21 protein-coding genes are annotated in these 21,707 nt (G+C 46.6%); 10 read left to right on the forward strand and 11 right to left on the reverse strand.

Translation table 11 applies throughout. From position 1 onward, the window contains the following. The first annotated feature begins 51 nt into the window (after window positions 1–51). Window positions 52–1,218: an exo-beta-N-acetylmuramidase NamZ domain-containing protein gene (locus F3I09_RS00405; protein ID WP_149693066.1), complete on the forward strand. Its 1,167-nt coding sequence runs from the start codon at window positions 52–54 to the stop codon at window positions 1,216–1,218. Next, window positions 1,208–2,155 carry a methionyl-tRNA formyltransferase gene (gene fmt / locus F3I09_RS00410; protein WP_149693067.1) on the forward strand — a complete coding sequence of 316 codons (948 nt, stop codon included), beginning with the start codon at window positions 1,208–1,210 and terminating at the stop codon, window positions 2,153–2,155. Before F3I09_RS00405 ends, fmt begins: the two co-directional genes overlap by 11 nt. A gap of 84 nt (window positions 2,156–2,239) precedes the next feature. Here fmt and F3I09_RS00415 read toward each other — a convergent pair whose 3' ends face one another. From F3I09_RS00415 to F3I09_RS00435, 5 genes are all read right to left on the reverse strand, one after another. Then, a complete protein-coding gene (locus F3I09_RS00415; protein WP_149693068.1) occupies window positions 2,240–3,286 on the reverse strand; it encodes a LysM peptidoglycan-binding domain-containing protein in 1,047 nt (348 codons plus the stop codon). A gap of 48 nt (window positions 3,287–3,334) precedes the next feature. Continuing rightward, window positions 3,335–4,729 (reverse strand): RNA methyltransferase, encoded by a 1,395-nt coding sequence (locus tag F3I09_RS00420; RefSeq protein ID WP_149693069.1) that lies wholly within the window; start codon window positions 4,727–4,729, stop codon window positions 3,335–3,337. 109 nt (window positions 4,730–4,838) lie between these two features. After that, window positions 4,839–6,233 carry an NAD(P)(+) transhydrogenase (Re/Si-specific) subunit beta gene (locus F3I09_RS00425; protein ID WP_149693070.1) on the reverse strand — a complete coding sequence of 465 codons (1,395 nt, stop codon included), beginning with the start codon at window positions 6,231–6,233 and terminating at the stop codon, window positions 4,839–4,841. A 20-nt stretch (window positions 6,234–6,253) separates the two neighbouring features. Continuing rightward, window positions 6,254–6,568, reverse strand: a complete 315-nt coding sequence (locus tag F3I09_RS00430; protein ID WP_149693071.1) for an NAD(P) transhydrogenase subunit alpha — start codon at window positions 6,566–6,568, stop codon at window positions 6,254–6,256. A gap of 39 nt (window positions 6,569–6,607) precedes the next feature. Further along, window positions 6,608–7,738 (reverse strand): Re/Si-specific NAD(P)(+) transhydrogenase subunit alpha, encoded by a 1,131-nt coding sequence (locus tag F3I09_RS00435; RefSeq protein WP_149693072.1) that lies wholly within the window; start codon window positions 7,736–7,738, stop codon window positions 6,608–6,610. A 182-nt stretch (window positions 7,739–7,920) separates the two neighbouring features. Here F3I09_RS00435 and F3I09_RS33935 point away from each other — a divergent pair, with 182 nt between their 5' ends. Continuing rightward, on the forward strand, window positions 7,921–8,079 hold the full coding sequence (locus tag F3I09_RS33935) for a hypothetical protein (protein WP_188133630.1): 159 nt from the start codon (window positions 7,921–7,923) through the stop codon (window positions 8,077–8,079). On the opposite strand, the gene F3I09_RS00440 is transcribed toward F3I09_RS33935, so the two are convergent. The 3 genes from F3I09_RS00440 to hemH form a co-directional block, all read right to left on the reverse strand. Further along, on the reverse strand, window positions 8,068–8,847 hold the full coding sequence (locus tag F3I09_RS00440) for an Fpg/Nei family DNA glycosylase (protein WP_149693073.1): 780 nt from the start codon (window positions 8,845–8,847) through the stop codon (window positions 8,068–8,070). The genes F3I09_RS33935 and F3I09_RS00440 overlap by 12 nt on opposite strands. A gap of 264 nt (window positions 8,848–9,111) precedes the next feature. Beyond that, the gene (hemG, locus tag F3I09_RS00445) at window positions 9,112–10,440 is read right to left on the reverse strand and encodes a protoporphyrinogen oxidase (protein ID WP_149693074.1); all 1,329 of its coding nucleotides are present in this window, start codon (window positions 10,438–10,440) and stop codon (window positions 9,112–9,114) included. Between the two features lie 33 nt (window positions 10,441–10,473). Continuing rightward, on the reverse strand, window positions 10,474–11,505 hold the full coding sequence (gene hemH / locus F3I09_RS00450) for a ferrochelatase (protein WP_149693075.1): 1,032 nt from the start codon (window positions 11,503–11,505) through the stop codon (window positions 10,474–10,476). A gap of 204 nt (window positions 11,506–11,709) precedes the next feature. Here hemH and hemA point away from each other — a divergent pair, with 204 nt between their 5' ends. From hemA to hemL, 7 genes are read left to right on the forward strand one after another with little or no spacing between them, the layout of a single operon-like run. Continuing rightward, window positions 11,710–13,002, forward strand: coding sequence for a glutamyl-tRNA reductase (hemA, locus tag F3I09_RS00455; protein WP_223233090.1), 1,293 nt, complete (start codon window positions 11,710–11,712; stop codon window positions 13,000–13,002). Between the two features lie 3 nt (window positions 13,003–13,005). Continuing rightward, window positions 13,006–13,929: a hydroxymethylbilane synthase gene (gene hemC, locus F3I09_RS00460; protein WP_149693077.1), complete on the forward strand. Its 924-nt coding sequence runs from the start codon at window positions 13,006–13,008 to the stop codon at window positions 13,927–13,929. Further along, the gene (locus F3I09_RS00465) at window positions 13,916–14,725 is read left to right on the forward strand and encodes a uroporphyrinogen-III synthase (protein WP_149693078.1); all 810 of its coding nucleotides are present in this window, start codon (window positions 13,916–13,918) and stop codon (window positions 14,723–14,725) included. Before hemC ends, F3I09_RS00465 begins: the two co-directional genes overlap by 14 nt. 6 nt (window positions 14,726–14,731) lie before the next feature. Further along, a complete protein-coding gene (gene hemE, locus F3I09_RS00470; RefSeq protein WP_149693079.1) occupies window positions 14,732–15,757 on the forward strand; it encodes a uroporphyrinogen decarboxylase in 1,026 nt (341 codons plus the stop codon). A 12-nt stretch (window positions 15,758–15,769) separates the two neighbouring features. Then, window positions 15,770–16,681, forward strand: a complete 912-nt coding sequence (gene hemF / locus F3I09_RS00475) for an oxygen-dependent coproporphyrinogen oxidase (protein ID WP_149693080.1) — start codon at window positions 15,770–15,772, stop codon at window positions 16,679–16,681. Between the two features lie 21 nt (window positions 16,682–16,702). Continuing rightward, the gene (gene hemB / locus F3I09_RS00480; protein WP_149693081.1) at window positions 16,703–17,668 is read left to right on the forward strand and encodes a porphobilinogen synthase; all 966 of its coding nucleotides are present in this window, start codon (window positions 16,703–16,705) and stop codon (window positions 17,666–17,668) included. 44 nt (window positions 17,669–17,712) lie between these two features. Beyond that, window positions 17,713–19,002 carry a glutamate-1-semialdehyde 2,1-aminomutase gene (gene hemL / locus F3I09_RS00485; RefSeq protein ID WP_149693082.1) on the forward strand — a complete coding sequence of 430 codons (1,290 nt, stop codon included), beginning with the start codon at window positions 17,713–17,715 and terminating at the stop codon, window positions 19,000–19,002. Between the two features lie 145 nt (window positions 19,003–19,147). On the opposite strand, the gene F3I09_RS00490 is transcribed toward hemL, so the two are convergent. The 3 genes from F3I09_RS00490 to F3I09_RS00500 all read right to left on the reverse strand — a co-directional run bounded on the left by F3I09_RS00490 (window position 19,148) and on the right by F3I09_RS00500 (window position 21,600). Beyond that, window positions 19,148–19,951 carry a dienelactone hydrolase family protein gene (locus tag F3I09_RS00490; RefSeq protein ID WP_149693083.1) on the reverse strand — a complete coding sequence of 268 codons (804 nt, stop codon included), beginning with the start codon at window positions 19,949–19,951 and terminating at the stop codon, window positions 19,148–19,150. 91 nt (window positions 19,952–20,042) lie between these two features. Further along, window positions 20,043–20,834, reverse strand: coding sequence for an O-methyltransferase (locus F3I09_RS00495; protein ID WP_149693084.1), 792 nt, complete (start codon window positions 20,832–20,834; stop codon window positions 20,043–20,045). A 25-nt stretch (window positions 20,835–20,859) separates the two neighbouring features. Beyond that, the gene (locus F3I09_RS00500; RefSeq protein WP_149693085.1) at window positions 20,860–21,600 is read right to left on the reverse strand and encodes a glycosyltransferase family 2 protein; all 741 of its coding nucleotides are present in this window, start codon (window positions 21,598–21,600) and stop codon (window positions 20,860–20,862) included. Window positions 21,601–21,707 lie beyond the last annotated feature (107 nt).

Consider the following 21,707-nt stretch of genomic DNA (forward strand, 5'->3'; position numbering starts at 1 on the left):
TTCCTGAAAACTACCAATCCTGATCTATCTTATTTAAACTATTTTTACGTTATGTATAAGATCATAATTCCTCTCTTATTATGGCTGGCAGTCACTACTGCTGCATGTGCCCAGGTAATGACAGGAGCTGAAAGGACCAGCGAATACCTGCCACTGCTAAAAGACAAAAGAGTAGCATTGCTTGTTAATCAGACGGCTATACTAGGCGATACACACCTGGTGGATTCACTGCTGAAACGGCACGTGCGTATTCAGAAAATATTCAGCCCTGAACATGGTTTCAGGGGCAATGCTGATGCAGGCGAGAAAATCGGCAACACCAAAGACGAGCGTACAGGACTACCCATCGTTTCTCTCTACGGCAAGCACCGCAAGGCAGATGCAAATGACCTGAAGGATGTGGACATTCTCATCTTTGATATACAGGATGTAGGCGCCCGCTTTTACACCTATATTTCCTCTCTGCAGGAGATCATGGAATCTGCTGCAGAAAACCATAAGCCGCTTATCGTGCTGGACCGTCCCAATCCCAACGGACACTATGTTGACGGTCCGGTATTACTGGATACAACGTTGCGCTCCTTTATCGGTATGCAGGCTATTCCCATTGTGCATGGCATGACCGTTGGGGAATATGCTAAAATGCTGAATGGAGAAAAATGGCTGAAAAATGGCGTCCAGTGCGAGCTGACAGTGATCACCTGCCAGCATTATGATCATCATACTTACTATCAGCTACCGGTGAAACCTTCACCTAACCTGCCTAATATGGCAGCTATCTATCTGTATCCTGCTACCTGTTTATTTGAAGGAACAGCATTGAGCCTGGGACGTGGCACAGATCTCCCTTTCCAGGTATTCGGACACCCCTCCTACCCGAAAAATCTGTATTCCTTCACGCCACACAGCACTCCAGGAGCAAAGGAACCGCCATTGAAAGATGTGACTTGCTATGGCTATAATCTCACAGGCACACCCGCTGCAGTAAGGAAGGAAATGAATGACAGGATACAGCTGAAATGGCTGATACAGGCATATCAGCTATTCCCTGAAAAGGATAAATTCTTTATTCCTTTTTTCAATAAACTGGCTGGCAATACTATTTTACAGCAACAAATAAAAAAAGGCCTCAGCGAGGCAGAAATACGCAAAAGCTGGGAACCTGCTTTGACTCAATTCAAAACTATCAGGAAGAAATATTTATTATATGCAGAGTGAGTTAACGGATCAAAAGAATATCAGAATTGTTTTCATGGGAACACCGGATTTTGCAGTGGCATCACTGGATATCCTGGTGCAGAATGGATACAATGTAGTAGGCGTGATCACCGCACCTGACAAGCCTGCCGGAAGGGGATTACAGTTGCAACAAAGCGCTGTTAAGCAATACGCCGTATCAAAAGGCTTGCGGGTGCTGCAGCCTGAAAAGCTGAAGAACCCGGAGTTTCTGGAAGAACTGCGTACACTGAAAGCAGACCTACAGGTGGTGGTAGCCTTCCGTATGCTGCCGGAACTTGTATGGGATATGCCACCATTAGGCACTATCAACGTCCATGCCTCCTTGCTGCCCAATTACAGAGGAGCCGCTCCTATCAACTGGGCGATCATCAACGGAGAAAAGCAGTCGGGTGTAACCACTTTCAAGCTACAGCATGAAATCGATACCGGCGACATTCTTTTCAGTCAGTCAGTAGACATCCGCGATGATGAAACTGCCGGAGAACTGCACGACGACCTGATGGCCACCGGCGCCGGCTTGTTATTAAAGACAGTACAGGCACTGGCTTCCAACAATGCCAAGGGAACGCCACAGGCGCATATCAAGGCGGAAGATATCAAACATGCTCCCAAGATCTTTAAAGATGATTGCCAGATTAAATGGGAACAGCCTGTAGAACAGATCTACAACCTGGTACGCGGCCTCAGTCCCTATCCTACTGCCTGGACAACATTCAATGGCAAAGGACTGAAAATTTTCAGGGCAGGCAGAGAACATACCGCACCCAGTGTAGCACCCGGACAAGTGATCAGTGACAATAAAACTTACCTGAAAATTGCAGCAGCAGACGGCTATCTTTCTTTACTGGAGATCCAATTGGAAGGGAAGAAACGAATGGATATCGAGGCTTTCTTAAGAGGTAACAAGATCAATTAACGGAAACCGGATAATATTTAATCAGGAATTAAGCATCAGGAGAAATTATTCATTAACCTGATACTTAATTCCTGATTTTTTTATTTAGTCTTCATAACTCAGCTGGCAATAGAACTTCGCTTCATTAGTTCCTAATGCCTCCAATGCTGAATCACTCAGTTTAATGATCAGCCCTTCATTTTGCTTAATCTGTGGAATGGCTTCCAACACTTTTGCATAGATAAACTTACCATTCAGCGGATTGGTCACCTTGATAATGGTACCTCTCGGTGCGGTATTGTGCAGCGCATAATACTTGCCGGGGCTCGCATTGCTCTTGAACCAGCCTCCCGGGCCCTTTTCAGAACTTACGTTCTTACCGTTGCCTGTCTGCTGGTTGTATAACTGCTCAAAGGAGGATCCTGCCGGTGCTGAAGTAACCGGTGGTTTACTGCCAGTATTATTGCTATCGGGAGTCTTTGCTGGTTCTGCAGGCGTTGCCGGCTGATCCGGTTTTGTAACCGGAGGCGGTGGCGTTGTGCTTGCCGGAGGCGTTGCAACAGGAGTTGAAGGTGCCGGGTTTGACGGCGCCGGATTAGACGGTGCAGGTGTTGAAGCAGGTGGTGTAGCTGCCGGATGATTTGCCGGAGGCGTAGCTGCCGGTACACTCGCTACTGGTGTTGAGGGAGCAGTGATACCACCACCACTCTTCAGCCATCCAACTATCACATAACTATCTTTTTGTAAACCATCACCGGTCATATTGTTCCAATGGCGGATATTGTCCAGGGGCACCTTGTTATGATTAACACTCAGACGGTAAAGGGTTTCTTTTTCCTCTACCTTATGAAATACAGGCGTACCATGAGGATCTGGTTCTGATTTCTGTGAAAAATTGGTGTTGTTCAGCGGGATCTTTACCTGTTGCCCTAATTGCAAACCTTGTTCAAACGAAATATTATTCTCACTTGCTATTTGTTTTGGAGGCAAACTGTAGGACCTGCCCAGACTGTAAAAGGTTTCCCCTTTCTTTACAGTGTGCAATACATACAGATCAGGAGAGGTACCTTGTACCTGCAACCTGTCCTGTGCCTGTATTCCACCGGCTACACATAATACAAGTCCTGCAATTGTCATGAACGTTTTTACCATTACTACGCTGTTTATACCTTTCGGGTAACTAAATTAAAAATTATTTGCCTACACTTCTTTTAGAATACGGAGTTCTTTAGGATAGTAATTGTTGATACGGTTCGGTAATATTTTTGCCCATCCGAGCGCCATCCCTTCATACATCATCAGTGCCCAGCCCTTCACATTTGTTGATATCTCCGGATCTTCTTTTCTCAGATAACGCAAGGCCTGTTCTCGGGTCAACCCTATCTGCGGGATCGTTTCACTCGTCATAGTACTCATCGCCAGCTGGTGATCAGGTATCAATTCCTTTGCTGCCAGCTGACCGGCCTTTATGCCAGCTTTCCGCAAATATAAGTGCTGTTGTAATAAAGAAACAACAGGCGCCATATTTTCCGGAAATATTAATACCTCTCCCTGATGGTCCATCAGGAAAAGGTTGTCCATGTTTCTCACCCATTGTGCTACCTTTCCTTCGTCTTTTTTAGCGACCGCCGGAAGCGTATCACGTTGCCTTCTAGCAGTGTATACATCACCTGCTGTCTTACGGAAACAGGTAATAAAAAAGCCCTCCCCTTTTACTTTATCAGGGTAAAAACGATACCCTTCTGCTGCCTGGGGCCCTGCTTTAGTTTGTACGATATGCCAGCGATCATCAACCGGTATTGCAATATTCTCTACTGCAAAGTTTTCCTGTATCCATTCCATGATCGCTTCATCTTCCTCCCTTGAATAGGAACAGGTGGCGTAGATCATGATACCGTCCTCTTTTAACGCATTCCATACATCCGCCAGTATACGTTGCTGCCGCTGGCTGCACAGGATCACATTTTCAGGCGACCACTCTTCCACAGCTTCCGGTTCACGACGGAAAAGACCGGACCCGGAACAGGGCGCATCCACTACCATCACATCAAAATATCCCGGCAGTTTCGCGAAGTCCCTGGGATCATTGTTCGTAACAACAACATTGGCAGCTCCCCATTTGGTGATATTATCCGCCAGCAATGCAGCTCTGCTCTTGATCACCTCATTGGAAACCAGCACACTGTCAGGGCTAAGCAGGGATTGCAGCAGGGTCGATTTACCTCCCGGTGCGGCACACAGGTCCAGCACTTTCAATGGTGCACTCAGGTCACAGACATAGCGCATCACATGTTCCAGGAACATAGAAGAGGCTTCCTGTACATAGTAAGCACCCCCATGAAAAAAAGGACTGAAGGTAAACGAAGGCCTTGAAGGCAGGTAATATCCATATTGCGACCATGGCACCCGGCTTACGGATTCTTCTGTCAGCGAGGCAAGTACCTTTTGTACTGTGCCTTCATCCTGTATTTTGTTTGGATTGATCCTGAGAGAAGTAACCTTTTCGCCTGCCTCATGTATACGCAAAAAGGCTGCCAAATCCATGCCTGGCAGTCCTGTGAGTGTATCTGTAAATTTTTTTGGTAAGAAATCCACCCCCTTATTTTTGCGGCAAAATACTGAAAAAAAGGGGGATGACCGATAATGTGGCACCGCGGCTATCGATTCAATAAGAGCGGCAGAACCTTGCCGGAAGGCTGCGTTGTTAGAGGGAGTTAACTATTTCGGCCACCAGTTGCTGCAAGACATGCTTTGCATCTCCAAACAACATAGAGGTCTTTGGCTGGAAGAACAGATCGTTCTCAATACCGGCATATCCGGGTTTCATACTTCGTTTATTAACAATCACGCTCCTGGCGTTTTCTACTTCCAGTATCGGCATTCCGTAAATAGGGCTGGCAGGATCATTTTTGGCGGCGGGGTTCACCACATCGTTAGCTCCCAGCACCAATACTACGTCAGTTGTGTTAAACTGTCCGTTAGCCTGCTCCATTTCCAGCAGTTTTTCATAGGGCACATCTGCTTCCGCCAGCAGCACATTCATATGTCCCGGCATACGTCCGGCCACAGGGTGAATGGCATATTTCACTTCTACGCCCCTTGCTTCCAGCAAGTTTTCCAGTTCATGACAGGCATGTTGTGCCTGGGCCACCGCCAGGCCATATCCCGGCACGATCATCACTTTCTGGGCGTATGCCATTATAACAGCGGTATCCGACAAAGAGATCTCCTTGTATGCCCCCTGTTCCTTGCTGGTCCCTGCTACTTTCGGTCCGCCGAAAGACCCGATCAGTACATTCTTCAGGGAACGGTTCATCGCCTTACACATCAGGATCGTGAGGATAGTACCAGCCGAACCTACCAGTATTCCCCCTGTCAGCATCACCGGATTGTTATACAGAAAACCGCCGCAGGCAGCTGCTACACCTGTAAATGAGTTCAACAGTGAGATCACTACCGGCATATCAGCCCCGCCTATGGGCAATACAAAACATACTCCGTATAAAAGCGACAATAAGAGTATTACTACAAAAAGTATAACCGTTGCTGCTGGCAGGGTAATGGTTACAACCACTGCAAGCAGCAGTATGACAGCCAGTACAATCAGATTGAAAATATGCTGGCCTTTAAAGGAAATATCTTTTATACTGCCGTTCAGTTTTCCCCAGGCAATGACAGAACCGGCAAAAGACACTGAGCCTATCACCATACCTGCCAGGATGATCACCAGTTGCATTCTGACCGGCGCCCCTGTGAAAATCACTTCTGTCATATATTCAAACTCTACAACAGAGATTAAAGCCGCACAGGCTCCTCCCATACCGTTGAAAAGGCTGACCATTTCCGGCATAGCCGTCATCTTCACCCTCCTGGCCGATACCAGCCCTATAACACCGCCAATGAACAAACCTGCCACAATCCATCCATAATTATGCAATCCCTGCCCATGGTGTTTGTAGAGAAAAATAGTGCCCAGTATGGCTAATGTCATACCTCCCGCGGCAATGGCGTTACCTTTCCGGGCCGTAGCGGGATTACTTAACATCTTTAATCCTACGATAAATGTAACAGAGCCTATCAGATAGATCAGCGATAACATAGTGTAATGATTAGATACAATTATTTGGTCTTCTTTGACTTGAACATTTCAAGCATTCTGTCTGTCACTACAAAACCACCCACTACATTGATGGTACCTAGTATAACGGCCAGGAATCCCAGTACCAACGCCAGGTAATTATCTGGTTCGGCTTCTCCCATCACAATGATAGCACCGATGATCACAACACCATGAATGGCATTAGCGCCACTCATCAATGGAGTATGTAATACGGAAGGCACACGCGATATAACCTCTACTCCCAGGAAGACAGAAAGAATAACTATGTACACCGCTTCCAGGTGCTGCTGTAAAAATGAAAAAATAACATCCATTATTGGGGATCGTTGATTTCAGGAATAGATGAACAGCCTTTATAACTTCACACTATCCGCTTGTCTGAGCCGTTCATTGGTAACATTACCACTATGGGTGATACAGGCGCCCTGCACGATATCATCAGAAAAATTCAATACCAGGTCGCCATCTTTTACCAGCAATTGCAAAAAATTAAAAATGTTCTTTGCATATAGTTTGCTGGCGTCTGAGGGCATGGAAGACTGTAGATTGGAATCTCCGATAATGGTAATGCCTTTATGCACAACAGTCTTATTGTTCTCGGTAAGCGCGGTATTTCCTCCGGAAGCTGCCGCCAGATCAACAATCACCGCTCCGGGGCGCATTCTGTCAAGCATTTCTGCAGGGATCAGGATGGGGGCCTTTTTGCCAGGTATCTGTGCCGTTGTAATCACAATATCCGATTTGGCGATACTTTCTGCGATCTTTTCCTGCTGCTGCTGTTTATATACCTCCGTCTGCTCCACGGCATATCCGCCTGCAGCGGATGCATCTGCTGCGCCCTCCACTTCTATAAACCTGGCGCCCAGACTCATTACTTCTTCCTTCACCGCCGGCCGGGTATCAAATACTTCCACCACAGCGCCGAGGCGTCTGGCGGTAGCAATTGCCTGTAATCCGGCAACGCCGGCTCCCAGTATCAGCACCTTTGCCGGCGCAATACTGCCCGCCGCTGTCATGAACATAGGAAAATAGCGGCTGTAACTCCATGCCGCCAGTAATACGGCCTTATATCCCGCTATATTCGCCTGTGAGCTTAACACATCCATACTTTGTGCACGGGTGGTACGGGGTATACTATCAAGACTGAAAGTAGTAAGCTGCCTGTCAGCCCATTGCTGCATGATTGCAGTATTACTGAATGGCTGGTAGATCCCGGTCAGTACTTTGCCCGCCGGTATAGCCTTCCAGGATTGCTCATCGGGGATCTGGATGCAGAGGATGATGTCTGCCTGTTGCAGGATTTCAGCGGCAGGCTTTACAACAGCACCTGCCTGTATATAGGATTCATCAGGATAATATGCCCGGGTCCCGGCATCCGGTTCTATCCAAACCGTTACTCCTTGTTTTCCTAACTGCTTAACAATGTCCGGCACTAAAGAAACCCTGTTTTCTCCTGGCTGCTCTTTTAGGATGCCTGCAATCATCTAATGGAATTTATAATCTGAATTTACGGTAGTTTTTTTAAATATAACGCTTAACGGCAAGTTGAACAAAAAACTCCTTCCGGCTCATCAGAACACGCTTGGCAGGATATTGGTGCGCTGAAAATAATATCAGTCCTTATTCAGGCTGAGTTTGTTTTAGCAGAAATCTAAACTTATATATTATGCCAAAAGATCAAAAGGGAAAATTTACGCCAATTAAGGGGAAACCTTCCGGTAGTGGGAAAGAAGGCCTGGGATTAAGAAGACTGACCAGCAATAACCTGGTCAGTCTTTATTTTGCCATATATGCCTGTTATGTGGATTACGTCTTATTCGAATAACTCCTGTTCATCAGTATAATAAGTCTTCCTGCCATTCAATTCCTTCTGTGCTATTTCTCCTCCCGTAGGGCTATGGGTTTCCTTAGGCTGATGGATCTTTAAGAAATCCCGTATCTCTCCCGCAATGATATCAGGATGTTCCTTTCGGATGTTCTTCTCTGCTTCTTTCAACACCTTATGCATAGCACTATGCAAGGCCTTGATCCTGGCCGCAGGTATCTTATTGCTGACAGAAAACGGAGAGATCCCGGCCTCCCAAAGGATCTCGTCGGCGTAAGCATTTCCTATACCACGAATAATATGCTGATCAAGTAATATCTTTTTAATAACAGTTCTCTTCTTACCTAATTGTTCTTCCAGGTATTTCACCGTTAATTCGTCTGACAAGGCATCAGGAACATCTGTCTCCTCAGGATTGAGTGAAGGTAGCGCGATACCCTGATAGTCGGTCAGTGCAAGCCCTGTTCCGTCTTCAAACAACAATTCCAGGATGGTATGTTTATTTGTATTCTTTTCTTCAAAGAAATAGAGTTTGCCGTGTAACATCAGATGCATTCCCAGCACCACATCATTTTTAAATCTGAAGCGCAGTTCCTTCCCTTCCCGGTATACTTTCTCCAGCTTCTCCCCTTTAATGGCTTTCTTAAATGCGGCAGGCGTATCTTTTGCTTTTTGGGTATTCTCTAACGCCACATCTTTTACAACCTTCCCTGACAGCTTCTTATCAAGGTTATGGCTGAATACCTGCAGATCTGGTAATTCCGGCATATGTAATATTATTTGTGTGATGATTCTGCTATCGCATCTCCTATCGCACCGACAAATTTCTTGTCTTCCACACCATTATTTTCCATCCTTTCTTCATTCGCCTGATAATGCCCATACTCGCGTTATTGAATGCAAGCGTAACTGCATGGGCTTTAAAAGCCATTAACATAACAATGGAACATCCCATATGACAATCAGATATTGAATTAGCAGACAATAACCTGACTAATATAACTCAAATACAAATATTGACAATATTCATTCTCAACTATACCCCTTCGCAGCCTGTATAATTGCCGGCACAGCCACTCCCGTAACATAATTCCCTGCCAGTCTTATTCCCGGATACCGCTGCTCAAAAAAGCGTATCTGCTGTCTTATCTGTGCATGTCCTACATTCAATTGCGGTATAGCCCTGTTCCATTGACTAAACCGCTGCATTTCCGGCGGTGTCTTCAATCCTAATAATTCCATCAGCTCTTTCACTACTGTTTGCTGCAACTTCTCTGCTCCTAACTGGTCAAACAATTGTTCCTGCCGGGCGCCACCTACGAAAACGGTGAACAAGGTCTTTCCTTCCGGTACACGGGACGGGAACACTGCCGTATTACAGAGCGCTCCCAGAAAATGCTTGCCTGCGGCATGCGGCACAAGGAAGCCAAAACCTGCCGGCGCTTTCTCCTGTGCTTCGGCTCCAAATCCCAGGTGTAACACGCCCATGCGGGGATAGTGAATATCATGCAGTTGTGATGCCAGGGAGGCATCCAGGCCTTGTATAGCAACAGCGGTACTGTAGGCAGGAGTAGCAAATATTACCCGTTCTGCATTCAGCATACCGGTGCTACCGTTTTCATTGTATTGTACGATATAATCTGACGCACCACGGGTAACGCCTGTTACAGCACAGTTTAGCCTTATCTTACCAGTTAGCAGGGATAACAGTTTTTCTGTCAGCACCGCGTTCCCGCCTTTAAAAGCAATGATCTTACGGCCGCCCATTGCCTTCATATTCTTCATGAGCCCCTTTGTTACGCTGCCGTACTTTTTCTCCCACTGCGGCAGCATAGGTAATACCTCCGAAATAGACATCAGATCAGGATTACCGGCATAGATACCTGACAAAATAGGTTCAAACAAATACTCATTAATCTCACGTCCGAAGCGGCGGCTCACAAAAGAAGTCACCGATTCTTCACCCTCAGCAGGATGAGGACTGCGGAACCTTTCGGTAAAGAGACGCCATTTGGCTGCCCCACTTATATAGTTTGATTTCAGTATTTTAAGCGGATGAGGGGATACCGCGTGCAGCTGATTATTTCTGACCAGGAAACGGTTCTTACTGGCGGCTGATGCTTCCAGCACCTGGTCCTGCAATCCCAGTTGATCAATGTAAGCCATTATTTCCGGCGAAGCAGCCAGAGAATTCGGTCCCGCATCCAGTTCATATCCATCCACATGTAGTGATTTTATCACACCACCTGCATGAGATCCTGCTTCCAGTATCTCATAGGGAATGCCTTTCTGCTGTAATTCATAAGCAATGCTCAAACCGGCGATACCGGCTCCGGCAATGATAACGGGCTGTGTTTTCATGGTAATGGCTATTTGTAGAATAAATAACTCCGGTCAGGATTGCAGACTCGTCATCCATTTCACGACTGCCTGCACCCATAAAGGATGCACGTTCATACAGGGGATCATCGTAAAACTGTCGCCTCCACTGTTGATAAATGTATGCTTACCCTCTACTGCTATCTCTTCCAGCGTTTCAAGACAATCAGAAACGAACGCAGGACAGGCTACCAGCAACCGCTTCACACCTTTCTTCGGCAATTCTTCCAACGTTGCGGCAGTATAAGGCTTCAACCACTCTTCCCTTCCCAGTCGGGACTGGAAGGTCACACTCCACTTCTCCCTCGGTATATTGAGTTTCTCCGCTACCAGCTCCGACGTCACATGTACCTGGTGACGGTAACAGAATTCATGGGCGGGAGAATCTACCTTACAACAATTTTCGACCTGCATACAATGCTTTCCGGTGATGTCGCCCTTTCGTATATGCCTTTCAGGTACACCATGATAGCTGAACAACAGGTGATCATACTCCTGTGCCAGATAGGGACGCATACTTTCTGCCAGCGCATTGATATAATCAGGTTCACTATAGTAAGGAGGAACTATTGATAAATTGAATGTGTAGCCTTTCTTTTTATGTACCGCTTTGGCATGTTCTACCGCTGTTTCATAAGAAGACATGGCATAATGCGGATACAAAGGCAACAGGATCACCTCTTTCAGATCAGGATTCTGTTTCAGCAGATTGTTATAGGCGGCCTCCTGCGACGGATTACCATAACGCATGGAGATCTCCACCGGCATCTGCAGGTCATGTTGCACCGCGTTTTGTAATTGTTTTGTCAGCACGACCAATGGAGAACCCTCTTCCCACCAGATGGATTTGTATGCTTCAGCCGATTTGGGAGCGCGTTTAGGCACGATGATACCTTTTATCAATAATAAACGGAACAGATACGGATAATCAATCACCCGTTTATCCATCAAAAACTCATTAAGATAACGCTTAACATCAGGTACAGCCGTAGAATCCGGCGAACCCAGGTTCATCAGAATAATTCCTTTATCAGATTTCGCTTCCATCCTTTACTTTAAATTGTTGCAAATGTAATAGCTTATCCAAGCTGCAAATGTCATACAATTGTTGAAATAAATTAATTATTAGCTATCAGGCAATAGATAATACCTATCAGTATGTAAACTGACAAAAGTCATTTTTCTGCACGCCTTGATACCAGCTGTAGAAATGACACACTAATGACAGCCTCTTGCCCTTTCTTGCGGTCTATGCGAGTATTTTTGCACCCGGAAGCTTATAAGAATAAAATGCAGGGTAGTCATTCAAAAGATATAGCCCATTTTCATATCGTTGGTATCAACTATAAGAAAACAGATGCTGCTATAAGAGGATCGTTCGCTATTAACCAGGTACAATACCAGCACTTACTTGACAGTGCAAAGTCCCAACACCTGGATGATATATTTGTGCTCTCAACTTGTAACAGAACTGAGATCTATGGGTTTGCCGATGATCCGCAACAGCTGGTAGAACTGGTGTGTCATGAAACCGAAGGAGATTGTAATATGTTCAGCCAGTTGTCGTACGTGAAATCCGGCGAAGATGCCATTAAACACCTATACCAGGTAGGAACAGGACTTGACTCACAGATCCTTGGCGACTATGAGATCATTGGCCAGATACGTACCGCCACCAAATTCGCTAAAGCGAACGGATGTTTTGGCGGTTTCCAGGAAAGGCTTGTCAACAGCGTCCTGCAGGTATCTAAACTCATTAAGAATGAAACAGGCCTCAGCTCCGGTACCGTATCTGTAGCATTTGCTGCCGTACGTTTGCTGGAACATAAAGTGCCTGACATCCTCAATAAAAAAATCCTGCTGGTGGGCGTTGGCAAAATAGGACGTAACACCTGCAAGAACATGATGGACTACCTGGGCGTAAACCAGGTAACACTCGTGAACCGCACAACCTCAGTAGCAGAGGAATTCGCAGCGCAGCACGGCCTCCGTTATGCGCCATATGAGCAACTGGCGGAAGAGTTACAGGCGGCTGATATCGTTCTGGTAGCTTCCAATGCACCGGAGCCCAACATCTTACCTGCTCACTTTCAGCAGTCTTCTCCTAAACTGATCATCGACCTGTCTATCCCTTTCAACGTGGCGCCTGAAGTAAAAGAGTTGCCGCATATTGAACTGGTGAACGTCGATGAACTGTCCAAAATACAGGATGAGACATTACAGATGCGCCTGCAGGAAGTGCCTAAAGCATTAACCATTATTGAAGAACACATGAATGAGTTCCTCTACTGGTACAAAATGCGTAAACACGCCGTGGTGCTCAAAGCAGTGAAAGATAAGCTGACGGAGATACACACCAGGGAAATACAACAACAGAAGAACGGCAACCAGTACAACCTGGAAGATATTGAAGCAGTATCTTCCCGCATCATCCAGAAGATGATCAACCTGATGGCTGGAAAAGTACGCCGGGAAACAGATAAAAGTGATCAATATATCGCCATGATCAATGATATCTTTGAGACGGGCGTTAACCAGGAATAATTCATGAACAGAGAAATACGGATAGGTACAAGAGAAAGCCAGCTGGCACTATGGCAGGCTAACAAGGTAAAAGGCCTGCTGGAAGCGCAGGGATATACAACAACACTGGTACCTATCAAAAGCGAGGGAGATATCGACCTCGTCACTCCACTTTACGAAATAGGCGTTCAGGGTATTTTCACCAAGAGCCTGGACATCGCTCTCCTCAATGGCCGTATTGATATTGCGGTTCACTCACTCAAAGACGTTCCGACACAATTACCTAAAAATATAATACAGGCTGCTGTCCTGGAAAGAGGTCCCGTAAAGGACCTGCTGGTATACAAACAAGATACCTCCTTTCTTGACCAGCCCGGATATATTGCTAATATCGCTACCAGCAGCGTAAGACGCAAAGCTCAGTGGCTGCGCAAATATCCGCATCACCAGCTGCACAACCTGCGTGGCAATGTGAATACCCGCCTGCAAAAGCTGGCGGCTGAAAACTGGGACGGAGCTATCTTCGCGGCTGCCGGACTGGAAAGGATAGGTATACGTCCTGCTACCTCCATAGAGCTGGACTGGATGCTGCCCGCCCCCGCCCAAGGCGCCGTGGTAGCTGTATGCCGGGAAGATGATAATTTCTGTCAGCAGGCATGCTCGCCACTAAACGACCTGGCTACAGCCCTCTGTACCCGTATAGAGCGCGACTTCCTGCGTACGCTCATGGGTGGCTGTACCACTCCCATCAGTGCTTACGCTACTGTAAGCGATGAAACCCTGCATTTCAGCGGAGAGCTGTGCAGCCTTGATGGCCAGCAGCTGTTCACTATCACAGAACAGGCGCCGTTACAGGATGCAGGCCATATTGGTAAAAGAGCCGCAGAAAAGATCCTCGCTCAGGGCGGCGATAAAATTGTTGCACAAATAAGGGATGCCATCAAATAAAAGATATCGCATATTAAGCACGAAAGCGGTCGACCAGGCACTGGTCACAATGGCTGCGGAGCAGAATATCGATATCGTGGCAAAAGCATTCATCAGCATACAACCGTTGATCACAGACAGCCTGAAACAACGTATACACCAGCTGTTTCAGGAAAAAGTAACTGTCATCTTCACCAGCGCAAATGCAGTAGAAGCGCTGCGCGATCACTACCTGCATCCGGAAGAGTATTATTATTACGGCACCTGGATAGCCTTTCCTCCCAATGTAACAGACGAGGAGGTTGACGCATACAAAAGAGGAGGTTTCTTCTCCCCCGGCTGGAATGTATACTGCCTGGAAGGAGCTACACAACAGGCTTTGAAACAACGTGGCAATGGGTTTAGGCACACGATAACCGGTACCGCAGCTAATGCGGCCTCATTGGCAGAAACGATCATCAAAAACGGAGAAAAAGGCCCGCTGGTCTTCTTCTGCGGCGATAAACGAAGAGATGAACTGCCAGACCTGCTAGGACAGCATAACATCATTTTAGAAGAACTGATCGTATATGAAACAACGGAAACCCCTGCCCTCACAGGACAGGAGTATGATGGGATCCTCTTCCTCAGTCCCAGCGCTGTCCATAGTTTCTTTTCAGTGAACAGCCTGCCGCCTCATACTGTTTGCTTCTCGATAGGCCCAACCACGGCCAGGGCCCTGCAGGAACATACCAACAACAAGATCATTACAAGTCCCAGTCCGGGCATGGACCAGCTGGTACAGACAACGATATTTTACTTTAACAACATCAACTGACAAAGAATGAGCGCCTTAAAGAATGACCTTTTACTGAGAGCCTTACGCGGAGAAACAACAGAACGTGTCCCTGTATGGATGATGCGCCAGGCCGGCCGTTACCTGCCAGACTACATCAAACTGCGGGAGAAATACTCTTTCTTTGAACGCTGCATGAACCCTGAACTGGCCACCGAGATCACCGTGATGCCGGTTCACCAGGTAGGTGTGGATGCAGCTATCATCTTCTCTGACATTCTCGTGGTACCACAGGCAATGGGCATGGAAGTACAGCTGATAGAAAAGATCGGTCCCGTATTGCCTGACCCCGTAAAAGGTGCGGATGATCTGAAGAAACTCCGCGTACCCGACGTGAAGGATACGCTCAACTATGTCTTTGAAGCACTCGCATTAACAAAGAAAACACTGGATGGCGCCGTTCCATTGATCGGCTTTGCAGGCGCTCCCTGGACCCTCCTTTGTTATATGGTACAGGGCAAAGGCTCTAAAACCTTTGACAGTGCCAAAGCATTCTGCTATCAACAACCAGAAGTAGCTCACCAGCTGCTGCAGATGATCACAGATACTACTATTGCTTATCTGAAAGAACAGGTAAAAGCAGGTGCTGACTGCTTACAGCTGTTCGATTCCTGGGGCGGTTTATTAAGTCCTCAGGATTTCGAAACCCTCTCTCTCCGGTATATGCGCCAGATCGTGGCTGCACTGAAAGACGTGTGCCCGGTTACTGTATTTGCTAAAGGCGCATGGTTTGCACTGGAAGAAATGGCCGCTACCGGCGCCAATTGCCTGGGTGTTGACTGGTGTATCCAACCTGCCCGTGCAAGACAGTTTGCAGGCAATAACGTGACCCTGCAGGGTAATTTTGATCCTGCCAAACTGCTCGCGCCTATTCCTGAAATCAAAAAAGCAGTGAAGGAAATGCTGAACGGCTTTGGCAAACATCGCTATATTGCGAACCTGGGCCATGGCATCCTGCCAAACGTGCCTGTTGATCATGCCAAAGCTTTCATTGAGACAGTAAAGGAATTCTAAAGGAAACCAGCCATGAACATTAAAGACAACTTTATTTCCCTCATACATCGTCTGCAGAATGAGATCTGTACGGCGCTGGAAGATATTGACGGTAAAGCCAAATTCCGTGAGGACCTCTGGGAACGTCCCGGTGGCGGAGGCGGTAAATCCCGCGTCATTGCCGACGGTAATGTATTCGAAAAAGGCGGTGTGAGCACGTCCATAGTATACGGCGAACTACCAGAACTGATGGCCAAACAGTTTGGTGTAGGCCAGGCACAGTTCATGGCCTGCGGCATCTCCCTCGTCATCCATCCGGTAAATCCCTTTGTACCCACTGTACATGCCAATTTCCGTTACTTTGAGCTGTATGATGACAATGGTACACTGAAAGACTCCTGGTTTGGCGGCGGAGCAGATCTGACGCCCTACTACCTGGATGAGCAGGATGGTATCCATTTCCATCAGACATTCAAAAATGCCTGCGATCCTTTCGGTACGGAACTTTATCCGCTGTTTAAAAAACATTGCGACGAGTATTTTGTCAATAAACACAGGAACAACGAAGCCCGCGGCATTGGCGGTATTTTCTACGACTACCAGCGCCCTGGTGAAAAAATGAGTGCTGAACAGTTGTACAATCTGGCGAAAGCTAACGGCGAAGCTTTCCTGGAGGCCTATCTGCCTATTGTAAGGAAAACTAAAGACCTTCCATATACCGACGCCCAGAGAGACTGGCAGGAATATAGGCGCGGACGCTATGTGGAGTTTAATCTGATCCACGACAGGGGCACATTGTTCGGCCTGAAAACCAACGGACGGACAGAATCCATTCTGATGAGCCTTCCGCCCCGGGCCCGCTGGGAATATGACTATCACCCCACCCCGGGCAGCCCGGAAGCCGAACTGGTTGAATTCCTAAAACCCAGAGACTGGGTCATCTGAACACATTAAAACACATTTACCATGATACGTAGAAACAGGATATTGAGAACTTCCCCTGCCATCCGTGCGATGGTTGCAGAAACAATACTGACGCCCAGCGACTTTATTGCACCGTTATTCATTGTGGAAGGACAAAATGTGAAAGAAGAGATCATTTCAATGCCCGGCTATTTCCGCTATTCACTGGATCTCACTGTAAAAGAAGTGAAAGAGCTGTGGAACATGGGTATCAAGAGTGTATTGCTATTCATCAAATGCGCTGATGAATTGAAAGATAATAAAGGTACTGAGGCAGTGAATCCCAACGGCTTGATGCAACGCGCCATCAAAGCGATCAAAGACGCTGTTCCGGAAATAGTAGTGATGACTGACATCGCGCTGGACCCCTACTCTTCCTACGGCCATGACGGTATTGTTGAGAACGGGGAGATTGTGAATGACATCACGGTAGAAGTATTGTCCCGCATGAGCCTCAGTCATGCAGAAGCAGGCGCTGATTTTGTAGCGCCGAGCGATAAAATGGATGGCCGTATCCTTGCTATCCGCACCATCCTCGAGCAGCACAGCTTTCATAAAGTGGGTATTATGGCCTACAGTTCCAAATATGCTTCCTGCCTGTACGGTCCTTTCCGCGATGCGCTGGACTCAGCACCGGGCTTCGGCGATAAAAAGACTTATCAGCTGGATTTTGCAAACAGCGACCAGGCCCTGAAAGAGACCCTGATGGACGTGGAAGAAGGAGCTGATATTGTAATGGTAAAACCAGCGCTGTATTACCTGGATGTGATCAGGAAGATCAAAGATCATGTACACGTACCTGTAAGCGCCTATCACGTAAGCGGAGAATATTCCATGATCAAGGCTGCAGCTAAAATGGGCTGGCTCAACGAAGAAAAAGCCATTATTGAAGCGCTCACCAGCATCAAACGTGCAGGGGCAGATCTGATCGCTACCTATTTTGCAAAAGATGCGGTGCGATTATTGTAAATAACAGCACATGCTTTTCAGTTAAAAATATTATCACTACCACCATGTACACGCAAAGCAGATCATTATTTGAAAGAGCGAAACAGCTCATTCCAGGCGGTGTAAACTCACCCGTTCGCGCATTCAAAGGTGTAGGCGGCTCACCCATATTCATGAAAAACGCCAAAGGCGCTTATATGTATGATGTGGATGGGAACCGCTACATAGATTATATTAATTCATGGGGGCCAATGATCATGGGACATGCCTATGAACCGGTAGTGAAAGCCATCCAGGAATATGCCACCTACTCCACCTCCTTCGGAGCGCCTACGGAGCTGGAAATCGACATTGCAGAGCTGATTATCAGCATGGTACCCAACATTGAACAGGTACGTATGGTGAATTCCGGTACGGAAGCCTGTATGTCAGCCCTGAGGCTGGCCAGAGGATACACCGGTCGTAATAAGTTCATCAAATTTGAAGGTAATTACCACGGTCACGCAGACCCGTTCCTCGTAAGTGCAGGTAGCGGAGTAGCCACATTAGACATACAATCTGTCCCTGGCGTTACGCAAACCGTCGCAGCCGATACACTTACCGCTCCCTACAACAATTTACCGGCTGTGGAAAAGCTGATTGCAGCACATCCTGACCAGATAGCCGCAATCATCGTTGAACCTGTTGCCGGTAATATGGGCTGTATCCTGCCACAGGAGGGATTCTTACAAGGTTTGCGCAATCTCTGCGATGAACATAACATCCTTCTGATCTTCGACGAAGTAATGACAGGTTTCAGATTGGCACGCGGAGGTGCACAGGAACTGTTCAATATTAAAGCAGATTTGGTTACCTTTGGCAAGATTATTGGCGCAGGTATGCCGGTAGGCGCCTTCGCAGGAAGTAAAGAGATCATGGAACATATCGCCCCTGCCGGGAAAATTTATCAGGCAGGAACATTGAGTGGTAACCCGATTGCAATGATTGCTGGCTATACGCTGCTGAAAACACTGAACGAGAATCCGGATATTTACCGGCAACTCGCAGAAAAAGCTGCTTACCTGTCCGGAGGATTGCAATCTGTACTGAGCGCGGCCGGGATTGTTCATCAGGTCAACAATCTGGGCTCTATGATGAGTGTTCACTTTGCAGAGTATCCTATCATTAATTTTGAAGCTGCTTCGGGTGCCAACAATGAGTTGTTCAAACATTTCTTCCATGCTATGCTGGAACGCGGTATATATCTGCCACCTTCCGCTTTTGAAAGCTGGTTCCTCAGTACTGCACTGACAATAGAAGATCTCGACACGACAGTAGAGGCTGCAAAATCAGCCATACAGTCTATACATAGTTAACAATTCAAATCCTGTGCAGAGTGGAAAAACGCCCCGGTCATGTGTCGGGGCGTTTTTAGTTAGTTTTTTTTGGAAGGAAATCTTGCATTGATTACCCGTCTCCCCATTATCATTATACTTTCAGCTCATTGTAGCCGTAATCCTTTTACTTTTTGTGAGAAAACAACCATGGCAACAGATCGGGTTCAGCAAAAGCATTGTCCCAACTGTTATGCCCTACTCCCGGATATTCTGAATATTTTACATTCGCCTTCAGCTTTTTCAGCGCCTCCACATAATCTCTTGATCCTGAAACAGGTACCACATTATCAGCACCTCCGTGGAAGATCCATAAAGGTACTTTTGCGAATTTCGCTGCAGTGTTAACATTCCCTATCCCACAAATTGGAAAGGCGGCCGCCCACATCTTCGGATAACGGGCCAGCAGATCATAAGTGCCAATACCTCCCAGTGATAAACCACCGAGATATATTTGTTTACTGTTCACTTTCTCAATCTTTATCAGACTATCTACCAGCAGCTTCACCAGTAGCCCCGGCGTGGATTGTCTGTCAGTGCCATCTGAAAACTCCCGTTTTATGGCCTTTCCGGTACTATCCCTGGTCACTTTCATTGATGACCACATAGAGTCCGGCGGACACTGTGGAAATATAACAAAGGAAGGGAACCGCTGACGCAGGGAATCCTTCAGGAACAGGCTGCCGCCATGCAGCAACTGGGCAGCATTGTCAGTTCCCCTCTCGCCTGAACCATGCAGGAATACTATCAGGGGATAAGGCTTCTGCGAATCATACCCTTCCGGCTGTAACATGCGGTAACGCAATGTATCGCCATTGTGTATGAATGTTTCGTAACTATAAGCGCTGAAATCAGGATTTGTCTGCGCACCTGCATACAAGCAGAAAAACTGTACAATCAACAGTACTGCCAGGGTCCGGAATATTTTCATAATGGAATGTTTGGGTGTATACAAAAATAAAAATTCCGGAGAAAAACTCACGTTTCATCCGGAATCCCTTATTTATGTCAGTCAATGATGTTTAATACTTCAGTATAAAATGCTGTTTCACCTTCATACCAGGACGGAAAAACACCAAACCGATGAAAAACAGATCTACTGTAAAAGTGACTCTTGGATGTTGCTGGATAGTATGCCAGGCAGCCTCCATATCCGGAGTCCAGTGAATATCATCAAAGATGAACAATGATTCATCATGCGCTTTTGCCAGGCATTGCTCAAAATAGTCCAGAGTAGGCACAGAACGGTGATTCCCATCAATATACACATAGTCCAGCCGGGGTAACTCTTTCAGCAAAGCTGGTAATACCGTATCAAAGTTTCCCACATGCTGTTTGATATTATGCAGCTGCAAAACCTCAAAATTACGGGCGGCACGGGCGGCAATATTTGGACATCCTTCAATGGTATGCACGGTAGCAGACGGCGCTGCTTTGGCCATATAAGCTGTGGACATTCCCATAGAGGTACCTAATTCAAGCAGGTATTCCGGTTGGAAGTATTGTATCAGACGATAGAATAGCTGCCCGAATTTAGGCGGTTTGGCCGCATGACGGGTTATATCGCTCACCTTACGTTCCCTCCCCGCATTGGTGAGAGAGCCCGCTCCCAGGTCGGTGACCTGCAGGGTTTCCGTGCTGCGCAATAAAGATTTCCGTACCTGTTCAATTTCCCGGAATACTACCGGCTTTTTCTTATCCCTTAACACTTTCTCCACAAGGTCAAATACGAAGGGAGAATGTACATCATGCCGGTTGCCCGCTGTGAAATGATAATGCAGGTATTTTTTAGCTAATTCCCACTGTAGGCCCAAAATAGACAGTTTAATCAGTTATTTATCAGTTATATATTTTCGATTTAATCCATCCCCACATATGCAGCCGGTGTTGCAGGGATACCCGCAATACGCCAAAACCATAGATACTGCTGCGTTTAAAGTTAATACTTGAGGCTTCCTCGAAGTATTTGGTGGGGCAAGTTACTTCACCTATTTCATAACCCTTCATAAAAATCTGGGAAACCACTTCATTATCAAAAATGAAATCGTCGTCATTGGCCATATAATTAATATTTTTCAGCACTGCTCCTGAAAATGCCCTGTAACCAGTATGGTATTCACTGAGTTTCTGTCCGATGGCCAGGTTCTGCACCAGTGTCAGAAAACGGTTGGCAACATACTTATAGAGCGGCATTCCTCCGTTCAGCGCGCCGTTCCCAAGTATTCGGGAGCCGAACACTACAGGGTATACATCGTTCGCTATAATACTACTCATGGCGGTAATGAGCTTCGGAGTATACTGATAATCAGGATGTAACATAATCACAATATCCGCCCCGAGCTCAAGTGCTTTGTTATAGCAGGATTTCTGGTTTCCTCCATACCCTTTGTTTTTATCATGGCGGATAATGTGTCTGATTCCCAGTTGCTTTCCGACAGCAACTGTCTCATCTTTGCTGGCGTCGTCTACCAGTACGACTTCATCAACAATATCAAAAGGAATCTCATTGTAGGTTTTTTCGAGAGTCAGAGCTGCGTTGTAGGCTGGTAGTACCACCACTATCTTTTTATTATTTAACATGAAAGTGGGTAAATTTGCGACTAAAGGTAATAAAGTGGTTGAAAGACTGGCAATTTCAACTTATCATAAATTGTTATCTTTGTGTAAACTCGTTTTTTGGCACCATA

Origin of the sequence: Chitinophaga sp. CF418 (assembly GCF_900142925.1) — a bacterium.
Taxonomy (GTDB): Bacteria; Bacteroidota; Bacteroidia; order Chitinophagales; family Chitinophagaceae; genus Chitinophaga.